At 64.3% G+C, this 15,839-nt stretch carries 15 protein-coding genes and 1 tRNA gene; 1 reads left to right on the top strand and 15 read right to left on the bottom strand.

From position 1 onward, the window contains the following. The first annotated feature begins 295 nt into the window (after nucleotides 1-295). Entirely contained in the window at nucleotides 296-799 is a 504-nt protein-coding gene (locus ACOOE1_RS20805) for a hypothetical protein (RefSeq protein WP_420404121.1), read from the top strand. A gap of 21 nt (nucleotides 800-820) precedes the next feature. Here ACOOE1_RS20805 and ACOOE1_RS20800 read toward each other — a convergent pair whose 3' ends face one another. The 15 genes from ACOOE1_RS20800 to ACOOE1_RS20730 form a co-directional block, all read right to left on the bottom strand. Further along, on the bottom strand, nucleotides 821-1,261 hold the full coding sequence (locus ACOOE1_RS20800) for a DUF1489 family protein (RefSeq protein ID WP_420404120.1): 441 nt from the start codon (nucleotides 1,259-1,261) through the stop codon (nucleotides 821-823). Nucleotides 1,262-1,280: 19 nt separating this feature from the next. Continuing rightward, nucleotides 1,281-2,675, bottom strand: a complete 1,395-nt coding sequence (locus tag ACOOE1_RS20795; RefSeq protein ID WP_420404119.1) for an SLC13 family permease — start codon at nucleotides 2,673-2,675, stop codon at nucleotides 1,281-1,283. 71 nt (nucleotides 2,676-2,746) lie between these two features. Continuing rightward, entirely contained in the window at nucleotides 2,747-4,765 is a 2,019-nt protein-coding gene (locus tag ACOOE1_RS20790) for an acetyl/propionyl/methylcrotonyl-CoA carboxylase subunit alpha (RefSeq protein WP_420404118.1), read from the bottom strand. After that, a complete protein-coding gene (locus ACOOE1_RS20785; protein ID WP_420404117.1) occupies nucleotides 4,762-5,571 on the bottom strand; it encodes an enoyl-CoA hydratase/isomerase family protein in 810 nt (269 codons plus the stop codon). The genes ACOOE1_RS20790 and ACOOE1_RS20785 overlap by 4 nt, the downstream gene beginning before the upstream one ends. A 4-nt stretch (nucleotides 5,572-5,575) precedes the next feature. Then, entirely contained in the window at nucleotides 5,576-7,183 is a 1,608-nt protein-coding gene (locus ACOOE1_RS20780) for a carboxyl transferase domain-containing protein (RefSeq protein ID WP_420404116.1), read from the bottom strand. A 12-nt stretch (nucleotides 7,184-7,195) separates the two neighbouring features. Further along, complete coding sequence (locus ACOOE1_RS20775; RefSeq protein WP_420404115.1) at nucleotides 7,196-7,816, bottom strand: 2-hydroxychromene-2-carboxylate isomerase; 621 nt, start codon at nucleotides 7,814-7,816, stop codon at nucleotides 7,196-7,198. Nucleotides 7,817-7,844: 28 nt separating this feature from the next. Continuing rightward, nucleotides 7,845-8,519 (bottom strand): SDR family oxidoreductase, encoded by a 675-nt coding sequence (locus tag ACOOE1_RS20770; RefSeq protein ID WP_420404114.1) that lies wholly within the window; start codon nucleotides 8,517-8,519, stop codon nucleotides 7,845-7,847. Between the two features lie 12 nt (nucleotides 8,520-8,531). Then, nucleotides 8,532-8,936, bottom strand: coding sequence for a RidA family protein (locus ACOOE1_RS20765; protein ID WP_420404113.1), 405 nt, complete (start codon nucleotides 8,934-8,936; stop codon nucleotides 8,532-8,534). 32 nt (nucleotides 8,937-8,968) lie between these two features. After that, nucleotides 8,969-9,580 carry a DNA-3-methyladenine glycosylase I gene (locus ACOOE1_RS20760; protein ID WP_420404112.1) on the bottom strand — a complete coding sequence of 204 codons (612 nt, stop codon included), beginning with the start codon at nucleotides 9,578-9,580 and terminating at the stop codon, nucleotides 8,969-8,971. Nucleotides 9,581-9,593: 13 nt separating this feature from the next. Then, nucleotides 9,594-10,766 carry an isovaleryl-CoA dehydrogenase gene (locus tag ACOOE1_RS20755; RefSeq protein WP_420404111.1) on the bottom strand — a complete coding sequence of 391 codons (1,173 nt, stop codon included), beginning with the start codon at nucleotides 10,764-10,766 and terminating at the stop codon, nucleotides 9,594-9,596. 51 nt (nucleotides 10,767-10,817) lie between these two features. Continuing rightward, nucleotides 10,818-11,279: a PaaI family thioesterase gene (locus ACOOE1_RS20750; RefSeq protein ID WP_420404110.1), complete on the bottom strand. Its 462-nt coding sequence runs from the start codon at nucleotides 11,277-11,279 to the stop codon at nucleotides 10,818-10,820. A 22-nt stretch (nucleotides 11,280-11,301) separates the two neighbouring features. Further along, complete coding sequence (locus tag ACOOE1_RS20745) at nucleotides 11,302-11,694, bottom strand: MerR family transcriptional regulator (RefSeq protein ID WP_420404109.1); 393 nt, start codon at nucleotides 11,692-11,694, stop codon at nucleotides 11,302-11,304. Nucleotides 11,695-11,738: 44 nt separating this feature from the next. Next, nucleotides 11,739-13,274 (bottom strand): magnesium transporter, encoded by a 1,536-nt coding sequence (gene mgtE / locus ACOOE1_RS20740; protein ID WP_420404108.1) that lies wholly within the window; start codon nucleotides 13,272-13,274, stop codon nucleotides 11,739-11,741. A 4-nt stretch (nucleotides 13,275-13,278) separates the two neighbouring features. Beyond that, nucleotides 13,279-15,567 carry an NADP-dependent malic enzyme gene (locus ACOOE1_RS20735; RefSeq protein WP_420404107.1) on the bottom strand — a complete coding sequence of 763 codons (2,289 nt, stop codon included), beginning with the start codon at nucleotides 15,565-15,567 and terminating at the stop codon, nucleotides 13,279-13,281. A gap of 114 nt (nucleotides 15,568-15,681) precedes the next feature. Next, nucleotides 15,682-15,768: transfer RNA gene (locus ACOOE1_RS20730), tRNA-Leu, on the bottom strand. Between the last annotated feature and the right edge of the window lie 71 nt (nucleotides 15,769-15,839).

The following is a 15,839-nucleotide window of genomic DNA, read 5'->3' as shown; positions in this document are numbered from 1 at the left end:
GCTTTGGCGACGAACGCCTTGCGAAACCCGAATATAGGCGAGGCCGCTCCCGAATGCAAGCCCCTGAAGAAGGGGCACGCCTTCGCTGCGGCGCCGCGAAGTGGGCCGGTGTATAGAACCTCCCGCAGAGGCCTGTCAACAGCGAAAAAGCCTGACAGGCCGTCTGATCGATGGCACTATATATAGCATAATTTGGCTTCAGAAAAACATTCTGTGGGGTTAATTCGGCTTTTCCGAACTTTCCTTGCGGAATTTAGGCGAAGGACGAAAGCAGATGCTCAAAGGGCGCTACAAATTGGCAAGATTCGGTGCGCACCCGAAGCTGATTCTCGCCGCCGCCCTGACGGTCGCCCTTGGCGCCTGCAACGGCGTCACCTTTCCCTCTTTCGGTCAGCCGGGCCATACCGGCGACGCGTCGAAGAAGGACAGCCCGGGCTCCGCCGCGCAGCAGCAGAACCGCGAAGAGGGACCGAAATTTGCGGAGTTCCGTGACGTGCCCATCCCCGTGAACGCCGATATCGATTTCGACAATCTGCTGGTGCTCGGCGCCGAGGACGGCTGGATCGGCCGGCTTGCGCTGACCGTCGGCCACAAGATGCCGGACATGTATGCCTTCTACGAACGCGAGATGCCGCGATTCGGCTGGCGCAAGATCACCAGCGTCCGTGCCGCGATCAGCACCATGACCTACAGCCGCGGCGACCGCATCGCGACCGTCACGCTCTCCAGCCGGGCCATCGGCGGCACGGCGATCGACTTTACCGTCGCCCCGACCAACCCGCTGGCGGAGAAGAGCTGAGCGCGGGATCCTGCAACCGCCTCACAGGATTCCGAGACGGCGCAGCTCTTGCTGCATCTCCGGCGGCATGTCGTCGTCCATCCCGCCGCCCGAATCGTACAGATCCTGCGGCGCGTCGGCCTCCTCGAGATAGCGCCAGCCCTGGAAGGCACGATGCGGCCGCGGCAGGACCCGCACCACGTCGAGATCCATCACGATGCCGCAGCGCGGCCGCCCGTCCTCGCTCGCGATTTCCTCCAGCCGGAGGATTCGCTGCCGCGCCCGCACCTGTCCCTTGATCACCCAATAGAGCGACCCGCCTTCGAGAATTTCCTCCGCCCGGCGCGGAAACGAGCGCGTGCGGTGGACGCTACACGGCTCCCCCCCGTCCGACTCGGCCCGCAGGCGCTGTTCGGCGCGGTAGCGCTCGAGCTGCTCGACGCTCTCTATTCCGACGCAAAGCTTGATCAGGTTGAGCGGCATGACGGACCCGGCGCGCCGTTCAGCCGAACATGCCGAGCATCCACCACCAGGCGAAATCCAGCGGCAGAATGACCAGTATGGAAAGCAGGGCCAGGGCGAGGCAGGCGCGAGCGCCCTCCGCCAGCGGAACATTCCCGAGCTGCATGCCGATGACGAAAGGCGGCACCTGATAGGGCATGATCACGGTCGAGAACCCGACCACGATCAGGTTCATCACATGGAACAGTGGAAAACCGCTCGCCTCGGAGAGATCTCCCGCGAGCGGCGCCAGAACCGCCGGAACCGCCGGCATGGTCGAGATCATGCCGAGGAAGGTCCCGAGCCCCGCGATCACCGCGAAGGCCTCGGCCGGATTGCCCGGCTCCAGTCCCTCCGCCGCGATCAGCCGGGCGCCGACCCAGGTGCCGAGCCCCGACTGCGCGACCAGCGCCCCGACCGCAAGGATGCCGGCGATGTAGATCAAAGGATTGAGAGAGATCTTCTGCCGGTAGACATCCGCCGAGACCAGACCGGTCACCGGCAGCAGGCAGAGCAGGCCCGCACCGAGAGAGATCCAGGCAGGCGAAATCCCGTGCACCGCATCCGTCGCCCAGAGTACCAGCGCAACGGCGAGATAGAGCGCCATCTTCTTCTCAGGCAGGCTCATGCCGGCCCAGGTCGGGCCGGTCTCGCCCGCGTCCCCCGTCGCCGGTTTCGCCTCCTCGCCGAACATCCAGGTCAGGAAGAAAGCGATCATCACCGCCTTCACGCCGCCGAGCACGGGAAAGTGCAGCAGCAGATAGTCGAAATAGCGGATCACGACGCCGTGGGAGGTCTCGGCAGCCCCGACCAGAACGTTGTTCGGGACGTTCGCCGGCAGCACCCCGACGGAGCAGAGATAGGAGGTGAGGATCATCGCCAGCACCATCCCGTGGCGCCCCCTGGTGCCGTTCGCATATCCCAGCCGGTCGGCCAGCGCGAGGACGATCGGCATCAGCAGCACGATTCGCGAGAGGGTAGAAGGCATCAGGAAGATCAGCACGACCGAGACCGTGACGATTCCCGCGATGACCGCGCCATAGCCGCCCGAAATCCGCGCCGTGATCGCCCGCGCCAGCCGCTTGCCTAGCCCGGTCACATCGACCGCGGCGCCGATGATCAGGCCGCCGAAGACGAGCCAGAAGGCGCCGGAGGCGAAGCCGGAAAACACCGTCGGCGCCGGCGCTACGGAAAAGACCATGGCAAGGAAGAAGAGCAGCATCGCCACCAGGTGTTCGGCGATCGCGCCAGTCGCCCAGAGACCTATGCAAAGCACAACGAGGGCGCCGGACGGGGCCGCCCCCGGCGGCATACCGGCCGGCGGGAGAAAGGCGAGCCAGGCACTGAGCGCCAGGACCGGCAACAGGATCAGGTGGCGGGGCTCGAAACTCGACATCGGCGTGATCTATCCAACTCGCACACGGGACGGCGGAGGACCCGGCCGCTCCGCCGGTCCCGCACCGGTGGTCAGCCCTCGGCGGCTTTCTCGAAGAGGAGCAGGTCCGCCCCCTCCTCGACCTGATCGCCGGCCGCATAATGAAGCGCCGCGACCACGCCGTCGTGCGGCGCGCGAATCACGTGCTCCATCTTCATCGCCTCAAGCACCATCAGTGGATCGCCCCTGGCGACATGCGTCCCGGCGGAAACCTGAACCGCGATCAGCTTGCCCGGCATCGGTGCCATGACGTGGCCCGAATCCTCGCCCGCATCCGCACCGGAGGCCAGTGCGGATTTCAGAACATAGCGATGCGCCGCACCGCCGGAAAAGAGCGTCGCGCTGTCGCCGTCCGACCGCACCTCGCCGTCGAACAACACGCCGTCGACGCGCGCCCGCATCCGGCCGCCCTCATCAGATTCGACATGAACGTGAACCTCACCTCCGGCGCCCTCGAAGCGGCAGCCGCCGGGATCGAGCCGGTATTCGAGCAAAATCTCCTCTCCGCCGGCGAGCAGCGTCAAGCGGTGCAGCGGCGAATCATTGAGGCGCCAGCCATTGGCCCGCGCCCAGGGCGAGAAGGGGTCGCAGCTCCGGCGCGCATCTTCAAGCGCCTTGCGCCGCTGCGCCGCGAGCAGAGCGGCGGCGGCGATGCGATGCAGCACCGCGGGATCCCCCGGCGCCTCGCGCAGATCTTCGCCGTAGCGTTCGATAAAGCGGGTATCGACCCCGCCTGCGACAAAGGCCGGGTGCTCGACGATCCGCTTCAGATAGCCGGCATTGTTCGCGATTCCTCCGATCCGTGTCGCGCCGAGCGCGCGGGCAAGCAGGCGCAGAGCCTCCGCACGGTCCGAACCATGGGCGATCAGCTTGGCGATCATCGGATCGTAATGCACCGTCACCGCATCGCCTTCGACGACCCCGCTATCGACGCGGATTCCCGCGCCGGTCCGGGGAAAGGCGAGTCGGGCCAGGGTTCCCGTCTGCGGCAGGAAATCGCGGGCCGGGTCCTCGGCATAGAGCCGGACCTCGACCGCATGCCCCTCGCGCCGGATCTCCTCCTGGGAAAGCGGCAGCGCACGCCCCTCGGCGACGCGAAGCTGCCAGGCCACCAGATCCTGCCCGGTGATCATCTCGGTCACCGGATGCTCGACCTGCAGCCGGGTGTTCATCTCCATGAAATAAAAGCCGCCGTCCTCGTCCATGATGAACTCGACGGTGCCGGCACCGACATAGTCGATCGCCTTCGCGGCACTCACGGCGGCATCCGCCATCGCGGCCCTGACCTCCTCGGCGAGGCCGGGTGCCGGCGCCTCCTCGACCACCTTCTGGTGGCGGCGCTGCACCGAGCAGTCGCGCTCGAAGAGATGCACCACATTGCCCAGCCGGTCGGCGAAGACCTGCATTTCGACATGGCGCGGACGGGTCAGGTATTTCTCGATCAGCAGCCGGTCGTCGCCGAAGGCGGCCGCCGCCTCGCGCTTGGCCGCCGCGATCGCCGGCTCGATATCCTTCCCGGACTCGACCACCCGCATCCCCTTGCCGCCGCCGCCGGCGCTCGCCTTCAAGAGGACGGGAAAACCGATCTCTGAAGCCGCCTTTTTCAACACGGCGGGATCCTGGTCCGCGCCGTGATAACCCGGCACCAGCGGCACGCCGGCCGCGGCCATGATCTCTTTCGCCGCCGCCTTCGAGCCCATCGCCTCGATCGCAGGAACATCCGGACCGACAAAAAGGATATCGGCATCCGCGCAGGCTCTTGCGAAAACCGCGTTCTCGGAGAGAAAGCCGTAGCCCGGATGGATCGCGTCTGCGTCGGCGCGTTTCGCGGTCTCGATCAGGCGCGGGATGTCGAGATAGGACTTCGCCGCCTCCGCCGGGCCGATCGGATAGGCGGTATCCGCCAATTTGACATGGAGCGCGTCCGCATCGGCCTCGGAATAGACGGCCACAGTCCGGATCCCGAGCCCCTTGGCGGTCCGCGCGATACGACAGGCAATCTCCCCGCGGTTGGCGATCAGGAGGGTGCGGATGGTCCGGATTCCGTTCATCGGGAAATCCAGTTCGGCTTGCGTTTCTCGAGGAAGGCGGCGAGCCCTTCGCGCCCCTCCCTGGAGGCACGTTGATGGGCGATGCGCTGCGCGGTCTCGCGGCGCGTGGTGTCGTCCAGCTCGCGTCCGGCGATTTCGCGAAGCAACGCCTTCGAGGCCCGGACCGCGTCCGGGCCGGCTTTCAGGATCTCACCGACCATTCCATCGACCGCGGCATCCAGTTCCTCCTGAGCAAAGGTCGCGTGGACAATGCCGATACGCCGCGCCTCCGCCGCGCCGATCCGCTCCCCGGTCTGGAACCAGCGATGCGCCTCGCGGACGCCGATGGCCTGGATCACATATGGGCTGATCACGCCCGGAATGATCCCGAGCCGCACCTCGGAAAGGGCAAAGCTCGCATTCTCCGACGCCACCGCGATGTCACAGCAGGTGCAGAGCCCGAAGCCGCCGCCGAGCGCCGCTCCGTTCACCTTGGCGATGGTCGTCATGGGCAGGTTGTAGAGCGTGTCCATCATGTTCGAGAACCGCATCGCATCCTCGAAATTGTCGTGCTCGCTGTGATCCGCCGCGCGCTTCATCCAGTTCAGATCGGCCCCTGCGGAGAAACTGGCCCCGGCACCGGTCAGGATCAGCGCGCGGACGTCCTTGCGTCCGGCCATGGCCCGGAACAGCGCATGCAGATCCTTGATCAGGATGTCGTCAAACGCGTTGTGGATTTCCGGCCGGTTCAGCGTGACGGTGACGACGCCGGCATGGTCCTGAACGAGGAGGCTTTCCGGCCTCTGCAATCTTTCGTCGGTCTGCATAAACCTACATTCTGAAGATGCCGAATTTCGTCGGCTCGATCTCGCGGTTGAGCGAGGCGGAAATGGAAAGGCCGAGCACGGTGCGGGTGTCGGCCGGGTCGATGATGCCGTCGTCCCAGAGCCGGGCGCTGGCGTAATAGGGATGGCCCTGGGTCTCGTACTGCGCGCGGATCGGTGCCTTGAAGGCCTCCTCCTCGGCGTCCGGCCAGTTCTCGCCCTTGGCCTCGAGTCCGTCCCGGCGCACCTGGGCGAGCACGTTCGCCGCCTGCTCGCCGCCCATCACGGAGATTCGAGCGTTCGGCCACATATAAAGCATGCGCGGGGAATAGGCCCGTCCGCACATGCCGTAATTCCCCGCGCCGAAGGACCCGCCGACGATCACGGTGAATTTCGGCACCCTCGCCGAGGCGACGGCGGTGACCAGCTTGGCACCGTCCTTGGCGATCCCGCCGGCTTCGTATTTCCGCCCGACCATGAAGCCGGTGATGTTCTGCAGGAAGACCAGCGGAATGCCGCGCTGGCAGCAGAGCTCGACGAAATGCGCGCCCTTCAGGGAGGACTCCGAAAACAGGATCCCGTTATTGGCGACGATGCCGACCGGATAGCCCCAGAGATGGGCGAAGCCGGTGACCAAAGTGGTGCCGTAGAGCGGCTTGAACTCGTCGAACTCGGACCCGTCGACGATGCGGGCGACAATCTCGCGCACATCGAACGGCTTGCGGCTGTCTTCGGAGACGACGCCGTAGATCTCCTCGGCATCGTAGAGCGGTTCGACCGGTTCGCGGATCGCGATGTTCGGTCTCTTCACGCGGTTGAGATTGCCGACGATCCTGCGGGCAATACCGAGTGCGTGCGTATCGTCGTTCGCAATATGGTCGGTGACGCCGGAGACCCGCGAATGCACATCGGCGCCGCCGAGATCCTCCGCGCTCACCACCTCGCCGGTCGCGGCCTTCACCAGCGGAGGGCCGCCGAGGAAAATCGTGCCCTGTTCCTTCACGATGATGCTCTCGTCCGACATTGCCGGCACATAGGCGCCACCCGCCGTGCAGGAGCCCATAACCACCGCGATCTGCGGGATGCCGTCCGCCGACATGTTGGCCTGGTTGTAGAAGATGCGGCCGAAATGGTCGCGGTCCGGGAAGACTTCGTCCTGCGCCGGCAGATAGGCCCCGCCGGAATCGACCAGGTAAATGCAGGGCAGACGGTTCTGCCAGGCGATTTCCTGCGCCCTGAGATGCTTCTTCACCGTCATCGGAAAATAGGTGCCGCCCTTTACCGTCGCATCGTTGGCGACGATCATCACCTCCTGCCCCATGACCCGGCCGATGCCGGTCAGGATCCCCGCCGAGGCAATGTCGCCGGAATACATTCCGTGCGCCGCGAGCTGGGAGAGCTCAAGCCAGGGCGCGCCCGGATCAAGCAGGGTCCGGATGCGTTCCCGCGGCAGGAGCTTTCCGCGCGCCACGTGCCGCTCGCGACTACGCTCCCCTCCGCCTTCCTTGGCGACGGCCACCTGGGCGTGCAGATCGGCGACGAGCGCCCGCATATGATCCGCATTGCGGCGGAAGGTTTCGTCCCGGCTGTTGAGCGCCGATGTGAGAACGGTCATTTCGGATATGTCCTACCAGCCGCCGGTGCTGAGCCAGTGCTCGAGATGGTCGATCCGGTCCGCGCCCCAGAAAGGCTCGCCATCGACGATGAAGAAGGGCGCACCGCAGACGCCGGCCGCGATCGAGGCTTCGACCTCGGCCTTCAGCTTTTCCTTCACTTCGGGATCGTTCAGAGCGGCTTTCAGCTCCTCGGCATCGACCCCGTTCGTCGCCGCGATCTCAAGGACCGCTTCCGCGCTGTTGATCGCCTTCGCTTCCTGGAAGGCCGCATTGAACAGGGCGAGCGAAACCGCCTGCGCCAGCGCCTCGTCCCGTCCCTTCAGCCACCAGACGGCGCGGGCCGCAGCCACGGACAGGAACGGAAAGCTCTCGGGCAGTTCCAACGGAAGCCCCATCAGGCGGGCACAGCGGGCAAGATCGCGGCGGGCATAGTCGCCCTTCAGCGGCTGGTCCAGCAGCGGCGTGTTGCCGTTCAGCTTGAAAATCGCGCCGAGCAGCGTCGGCCGCCAGTCGACTTCGCGACCATAGAGCCTGGCCACATCGTTGATCTTGTTCGCCGCCAGATAGGCAAACGGCGAGGAGAAATCGAAATAGAACAGGATCGGATCCCCGCCCGTCTCGCTCTCGGTCATTGTTTCGCTCCCTTGTCTCCGGCACCGCTCACCATGGCAGCGCGGTTCCGTCGTAATTGTAGAAACGTCCGTTATCCGAGGCTGTCGCGCCGTCGAGCACGGATTTGATCCCGGCGGCGCTTTCCGTCGGCAGGACCGGCGCGGACGCGCCGCCCATATCGGTGCGGACATGGCCCGGATGGAACATCAAGGCCGTTAGGCCCTTCCCCGCAAACTCGAGCGAGAGACACTTGACCGCCATGTTCAGCGCCGTCTTTGACGAGCGGTAGGTATAGGAGCCGCCCCCACACTCCGCGATCGAGCCCATTTTCGAACTGATGAAGGCCATCTGCTTGCGGTCGCTTGCGAGCACGTTGTTCGTCAAAGCGTCACACACCCGCATCGGACCGAAGACATTGGCATCCATCGTCCTGGCCCAGAGATCGTAGTCGATCTCGGCAAGCGTCCCGCTGCGGTAGTTGACGCCGGCATTGTTGAGCAGAAGGTCAATCTTCCGCCCCTGAAGCGTTTTCGAAAGAGCAGCGACACTCGCGGCATCGGTGACATCGAGGGGGAGGACTTCAACCCCGCCGACCGCTTTCAGCGCCGATGCCACATCAGGCTTTCGGCAGGTGCCAATGACCTCCCAGCCATCCGCAGCATAGGCCCGCGCGAGTTCAAGGCCGATGCCACGGTTCGCGCCAGTGATCAGAACAGTGGGCATTCGGTATCTCCCTCAGCGTTCGTTTCCCTGCGGCCGGTAGACGGTCTTCGCCGTCACCTCGACCTCGACCCGCATCTGCTCTTCGGCCAGATCGCAGATGATCGTGGTGTTTGCCGGCCGCGCGGCGTCGCAATACTTCTTGATAATCGGCTTGATCCGGTCGAACTCCTCTCGGGTCGCGACATAGACCCGGACCCGTAGCAGGTTATCCAGATGGCTGTCGGCCTGCACCAGGGCGCGCTGGAGATTGTGGAAGCAGAGCTCCGCCTGCTCTTCCACACTGTCCGGGAAGCTCATGGTTTCCGGGTTGAAACCCGTAGTGCCCGAGACATAGACCATGTCGCCGTCGACCACGGCGCGGGCATAGCCGGCCATTTCCTCGAACGGGGATCCGGAGTAGATGCGCTTTCCGATCATGTGCTCTCCCTGACAGTGCGGCTCCGCGGCCGCTACCGTCTCTCCCCCACGGTGACGTGACAACCCTCGACATGGTCGTCGACCATGCCCATGGCCTGCATGAAAGCATAACAGGTGGTGGGTCCGACGAAGCTCCAGCCGCGCTTCTTCAGATCCTTCGAGAGCGCGGTCGATTCCGGCGTCACAGCAATTTGGCTCAGAGTTGCATAATCGAGCCGCTGCGGTCCCCGATGCATCGCCCTGAACTGCCATACATAGTCGGCAAGCGAGCCTTCCTTCTCGATCAGCTCGATCGCCCGACGCGCATTGTTGATGGTCGAGACGATCTTGCCGCGATGGCGGATGATCCCCGCATCCTTGACGCAGCGCTCGATATCGTCGTCACCGAAGGCGGCCACCTTCTCGATCTCGAAATTCGCGAAGGCCGCGCGGAAATTCTCCCGCTTGCGCAGGATGGTCAGCCAGGAGAGGCCGGATTGGAATCCTTCCAGGCAGATCTTTTCGAACAGGATGCGGTCGTCGCGTACCCGCTGGCCCCATTCGGTGTCGTGGTAGTGGCGATAGAGATCGTTGCCGGCGCACCACCAGCAACGGGGCTTGCCGTCCGCCTCACGAACCAGACCGTTCTCGTGCTCGATGGCCACGTGGCCCTCCCTGTCAGGCGGTTTCCTTGAACAGCTCGCGGCCGATCAGCATACGGCGGATCTCGCTGGTCCCGGCGCCGATCTCGTAGAGCTTGGCATCGCGCAGCAGGCGGCCGGTCGCGGTCTCGCTGATATAGCCGGTGCCGCCGAGGCATTGAATCGCCTCGAGCGCCATCCAGGTCGCCTTCTCCGCCGCGTAGAGAATCGCGCCGGCGGCGTCCTTGCGGGTGACCTCGCCCCGGTCGCACGCCTTGGCGACGGCATAGACATAGGCCTTGGCCGAATTCATCGTCACATACATGTCGGCGATCTTGCCCTGCATGAGCTGGAACTCGCCGATCGGCTTGCCGAACTGTTTGCGCTCGTGGATGTAGGGCACGACGATATCCATGCAGGCCTGCATGATACCGAGGGACCCTGCAGCCAGTACCGCGCGCTCGTAGTCGAGGCCGCTCATCAGCACCCGCACGCCGCCATTCAGCTGGCCGAGAACGTTCTCTTCCGGCACCTCGCAATCCTCGAAAACCAGCTCGCAGGTGTTCGAGCCGCGCATGCCGAGCTTGTCGAGCTTCTGCGCTGTCGAGAATCCGTTGAAGCCCTTCTCTATCAGGAAGGCGGTGATGCCGTGCTGGTGCGCATCGGGATCGGTCTTGGCATAGACAACCAGCGTGTCGGCGTCCGGGCCGTTTGTGATCCACATCTTGTTCCCGTTGAGTACGTAGCGGTCGCCCTTCTTTACGGCGCGCAGCTTCATCGAGACGACATCGGAGCCGGCGCCGGGCTCGCTCATGGCCAGCGCACCGACATTCTCGCCGGAGATCAGCTTCGGCAGGTACTTGCGTTTCTGAGCCTCGGTGCCGTTGAGACGGATCTGATTGACGCAGAGATTGGAGTGCGCGCCGTAGCTGAGCCCGACCGAGGCCGAGGCCCGGCTGATCTCCTCCATGGCGACGGAGTGCTCAAGATAGCCCATGCCCGCGCCGCCATATTCCTCATCGACCGTGACGCCGAGCACGCCGAGGTTTCCGAGCTTCGGCCAGAGATCCATCGGAAACTCGTTCGTCCTGTCGATGTCGGCCGCGCGCGGCGCTATCTCGTCCGCCGAGAACGAGCGCACGGCATCGCGCAGCATGTCGGCGGTCTCGCCCAGATCGTAATTCAGGGACGGAATGTCATTCGGGATCATTCTCGGTTTCCTCCGCTGCGGATCTTCGTCCGTACAGTCAAAACTGGCCGCTCAATAGACATTGGGGCCGTCGTCGCGGCCATGCATCAGCATCATGGTGCCGAGCGCGGTCGCAACCAGTTTCCCGGCACCGTTCTTCTCGGCAAAGATATCCGCCTGACAGACGACGAGCGACCGGCCGGGACGGACGGTTCTCGCCCGCGCCAGCAGCCTTTCCCCGTCACCGGGCGAGACGATGTTCATCTTGTATTCGACAGTGAGAATGCTGGCATCGGCAGGCGCCAGGGTAAAGGCGGCATAGCCGCAGGCATTGTCCGCCAGAGTACCGATCACCCCGCCGTGGAAGAAGCCGTGCTGCTGCGTCAGCTCCTCGCGATAGGGCAGCACGATCTCGCAGCTCCCGGCCCCAACCGCCGTGAGCTCAGCGCCGATATGCGCCATGAAGGCCTGACGGGCGAAGCTCTCGCGCACGCGGTCGGCGAAATCGGGATTGGGTGTGCGAAGCGCGCTCATAACTCCCTCGTTGACGTTAACGTCAATCATTTCCGACTTTTGAAAGATCCGTCAACGTCTGAATGCAGCTTTCCTCAACGGCATCGAGTTCCTCGAGAATCGCAGTCAGTTCGCGCACCTGCTCCTGCAGCTTCGAGCGCCGGGCGCGCAGCTTTCCGAGAAGCAGCAGGATCTGACGCTCCTCGCCGCGTTCCGCGTCGTAGAGATCGATGATCTCGCGAATTTCCTCGAGAGAAAGGCCGAGCCTCCGCCCGCGCGCTATCAGCCCGAGGCGGACCCGGTCGCGCTGGCTGAACAACCGCGTGCGGCCGCGCCGGGCGGGCGCGATCAGCCCGACGGACTCGTAGTGTCGGATCGCCCGGGTAGTGAGGCCGAACTCACGCGCCAGATCCGCGGTCGTGATCTCCTTCAGCATGAAAGAACCACATCATCGATTGACGTTAACGTCAATCGATGATCTCACATCAGGAACAACGCCGCCAGCCCGAGAAAAGTAAAAAAGCCGACCACGTCTGTCACCGTGGTCAGGAAGACGGTGGAGGCAACGGCGGGATCGACCTTCAGCCGCTCAAGCGTGATCGGGATCAGCGTGCCGGAAAGGCCCGCGACGAACAGGTTGATCACCATCGCCGACGCCATTACCGCGGCGATCTTGGCATCGCCGAACCAGGCCCAGCAGACCCCGGCCGCGATGAGCGCGAACATGACCCCGTTGAGAGAGCCGACGGTCATTTCCTTGAGGACGAACTTGAGCGCGTTGGTCGAACTCAGTTCACGCATCGAGATCGCCCGGACCGCAACGGTGAGCGTCTGCGTTCCCGCATTGCCGCCCATCGAGGCGACGATCGGCATCAGCACCGCGAGCGCCACGATCTTCTCGATCGTGGTCTCGAACGCGCCGATCACCCCGGAGGCGACGACGGCGGTCACCAGGTTCACCGCGAGCCAGGAGAAACGGCTGCGCGTGGTGCTGAAAAGACTGCCATGCAAGTCGTCGTTCGCGACACCGCCAAGCCGCAGGATGTCCTCCTCCGCCTCCTCGTTCATCACGTCGACCACGTCGTCGACCGTGATCATTCCGAGCAGCCTATCGTTCGCGTCGACCACGGGGGCCGAGACGAGACCGTATTGACGGAACAGCAACGCGACGTCCTCCTGGTCCATCACGACCGGAACCTGGTGGAAATCCGTCTGCATGATGTCCTCGACCAGCACCGGCCGCTTGCTCCGCAGCAGGCGGCTGAGCGACAGCTTGCCAAGCGGGCGCCGCGCCGGGTCGACGACGAAGATATCGTAGAAGGAGTTCGGCAGCGCCGCGTTGGTGCGCAGGAAATCGATCGTCTGGCCGACCGTCCAGTGCTCCGGCACGGTCACCAGTTCGCGCTGCATCAATCGTCCGGCGGATTCCTCTTCGTAGGTAAGGCCTTCCTCGACGATCGCTCTGTCGCGTTCCGGCAGGGCGTCCAGCAGCCGCGCCTGGTCCTCTTCGTCCAGTTCCCCGAGGATCTCGACCGCGTCGTCCGATTCGAGCTTCTGGAAAGCGGCGCGGAGGACTTCCTCGTCGAGCAGTGGAATGACTTCCTCGCGCACGCGATCGTCGAGATAGGTCAGGGTCTCGGGGTCGAAATAGCGCCCGAGCACGGTCACGAGACGCTCACGCGCCTTGCCCGAATAACGCTCGATCAGGTCCGCATGATCGGCCGCATGGAGCGGGCGGACAAGACGGTAGAGCTGGCGCGGATTGTCCTCGGACAATGCCTGCGCGACCGCACGTTCGAGCTCCGGCGTCAGGCCATAGAGCTTCGAGGCGGCGACACTGTCATAGACCGCGAGTTCCTGTTCGAGATGCCGGATCCTGCGCTTGAGTTTCTTCTGCTTGCGCTTGGCCCGGCGCGCCTTTTCGGCGGCGAGACTGTCTTCGGACAACTTCCGGGTTTCGGTCGAGGCCACCGGCTCGTCGGGAGTTCCCGGTCCGTTTGGGCTGTCGACCGCCATGCTGCTATCCCTTTCTGGCGCGCGCGTTGTGATGTGCCTGTGCGTCAACGACCGCGACGGTCGCCATGTTCACGATTCCGCGCACCGTGACCGAAGAGGTCAGGATATGCATCGGATAGGCCGTCCCGAGCAGCATCGGCCCTACGGAAAGCCCACGACCGAGGGTCTTCAGCAGATTGAAGGAGATGTTCGCCGCGTCGATGCTTGGCATGACCAGGAGGTTTGCCGCCCCGGTCAGCCCGGATTTCGGGAAGGCCCGCGCCCGGGTTGCCTCCGAGAGCGCGGCGTCCGCATGCATCTCGCCTTCGATCTCGATCTCCGGATAGGCCTTCTTCAGGGCGGCGACGGATTCCCGCATGCGCACCGCCGACTCGAGGTTCGAGGAGCCGAAATTCGAGTGCGACAGCAACGCGACCTTGGGCTCGATTCCGAAGCTGCGGACTTCCGTGACGGCCAGACCGACCATTTCGATCAGATCCGACGCGGACGGCTTCGGGTTGACATGGGTGTCGAGAACGAAGACAGGCCCCTGCGGCATGATCAGCAGACTGAGCGCGGCGCACCGATGTACGCCGGGACGTGGCCCGATCACGTCGATAACCTCAAGCAGATGATCGCGCCACCGGCCGATCGCGCCGCAGACGCCGGCATCCGCTTCCCCGCGGCAAACCATGATCGAGGAGATCGCCGTCGGCCGGTTCCGCATGATCTGGCGGGCGCGGTCCGGCGATACCCCGCGCCGGGCCATCCTGTCGTGATAGGTATCCGCAAAGGAATTGAGCCGGTCGTCATTCTGCATATCGACGATGTCGATATCCTCGCCCGGCTTCATGCGCAGGTGCAGTTCCTCGATTTTCGCGGCGATTGCGGCACCGCGCCCGATCAGGATCGGCCGGGCGATGCCTTCGTCGATCACCGTCTGGGCGGCGCGCAGGATGCGATCCTCTTCCCCCTCGGCAAAGGCAACCCGTTTCGGGTCCTGCTTCGCCGCAAGCACCATCGGCCGCATCACCTGGCCCGAGCGATAGATGAACTGGCTCAGCTTCTCGTGATACCAGTCGAAATCCTCCATCGGCATGGTCGCGACGCCGCTATCCATCGCCGCCTTGGCGACGCGGGGCGCGATCTCCAGGATCAGACGCGGGTCGAAGGGTTTCGGGATCAGATATTCGGGCCCGAAGGACGGCGCCTCGCCGCCATAGGCACTCGCGACCACGTCCGAGGCTTCCTGCTGCGCCAGATCGGCGATCGCCTCCACCGCCGCGATCTTCATTTCCTCGTTGATCGTCGTCGCGCCGACATCCAGCGCACCGCGGAAAATGTAGGGGAAACAGAGAACGTTATTCACCTGGTTCGGATAGTCTGAACGGCCAGTGCAGATCACGGCGTCGGGCCGCACCGCACGGACATCTTCCGGTGTGATTTCAGGATCCGGATTGGCAAGCGCGAGAACCAGCGGCTTCGGCGCCATCTTCTTGACCATGTCCTGCTTCAGCACGCCCGGCGCCGAGAGCCCGAGAAAGACGTCGGCGCCATCGATCACCTCGTCCAGCTTCCGGGCGTCGGTCGCCTGGGCAAAGAGCTCGAGATGCGGGTTCATGGCCGAACGGCCCTTGTAGACCACGCCGTCGATATCGGTGACGAAGATGTTTTCGTATTTGACCCCCATATTGACCAGCAGCTTGAGGCAAGCCAGCGCCGCCGCACCGGCCCCCGAGGTCACCAGCTTGATGTCTTCCAGCTTCTTGTCGACGCAGCGCAGCCCGCTCAGGATCGCCGCCGCAACGATGATCGCGGTGCCGTGCTGATCGTCATGGAAGACCGGGATATTCATCCGGGCACGGAGCTTTTCCTCGATCTCGAAACATTCCGGCGCCTTGATGTCCTCGAGATTGATGCCGCCGAAGGTCGGCTCGAGGGCTGCCACGACGTCGCAGAACTTGTCGACATCGAGCGCGTCGACCTCGAGGTCGAAGACGTCGATATAGGCAAATTTCTTGAACAGCACCGCCTTGCCTTCCATCACCGGCTTGGAGGCGAGCGGACCGATATTGCCAAGGCCGAGCACGGCCGTGCCGTTGGTCACGACGGCGACGAGATTGCCGCGCGCCGTTAGGTTCCGGACTTCGCTCGGGTCTTCCGCGATCGCGGTGCAGGCATAAGCGACTCCCGGGGAATAGGCGAGCGAGAGATCGCGCTGTGTCGCCAGAGGCTTGGTGGCCTCGACCGTCAGCTTCCCGGGTCTCGGATGCTTGTGGTAGTAAAGCGCCGCTTCCTTCAGTCCCTCGGCCACGATGGCTCTCCCCGATCACGTCTGCATGCGGCCCTTGGATAGACCGCAACGGCCGTCAACGCCACAGCAGATATGGCGCCCAAAGGCAATTAAGTGATTATGATCTGAGAGAGATGGTGCGGTCGAGAAGACTCGAACTTCCACCCTGTTTCCAGGACAGCGACCTCAACGCTGCGCGTCTACCAATTCCGCCACGACCGCACGATATATGGCTTCTGAAGGCTTGCGCCCTCGGGATGCGGGGGAGTAGCAAATCCCTCGGGGCTGATCAA

Source organism: Nisaea sp. (assembly GCF_965216895.1).
Taxonomy (GTDB): Bacteria; Pseudomonadota; Alphaproteobacteria; order Thalassobaculales; family Thalassobaculaceae; genus Nisaea.
The sequence above is the reverse complement of the archived record's forward strand: the minus strand, read 5'-3'. Positions and strand labels throughout refer to the sequence as shown.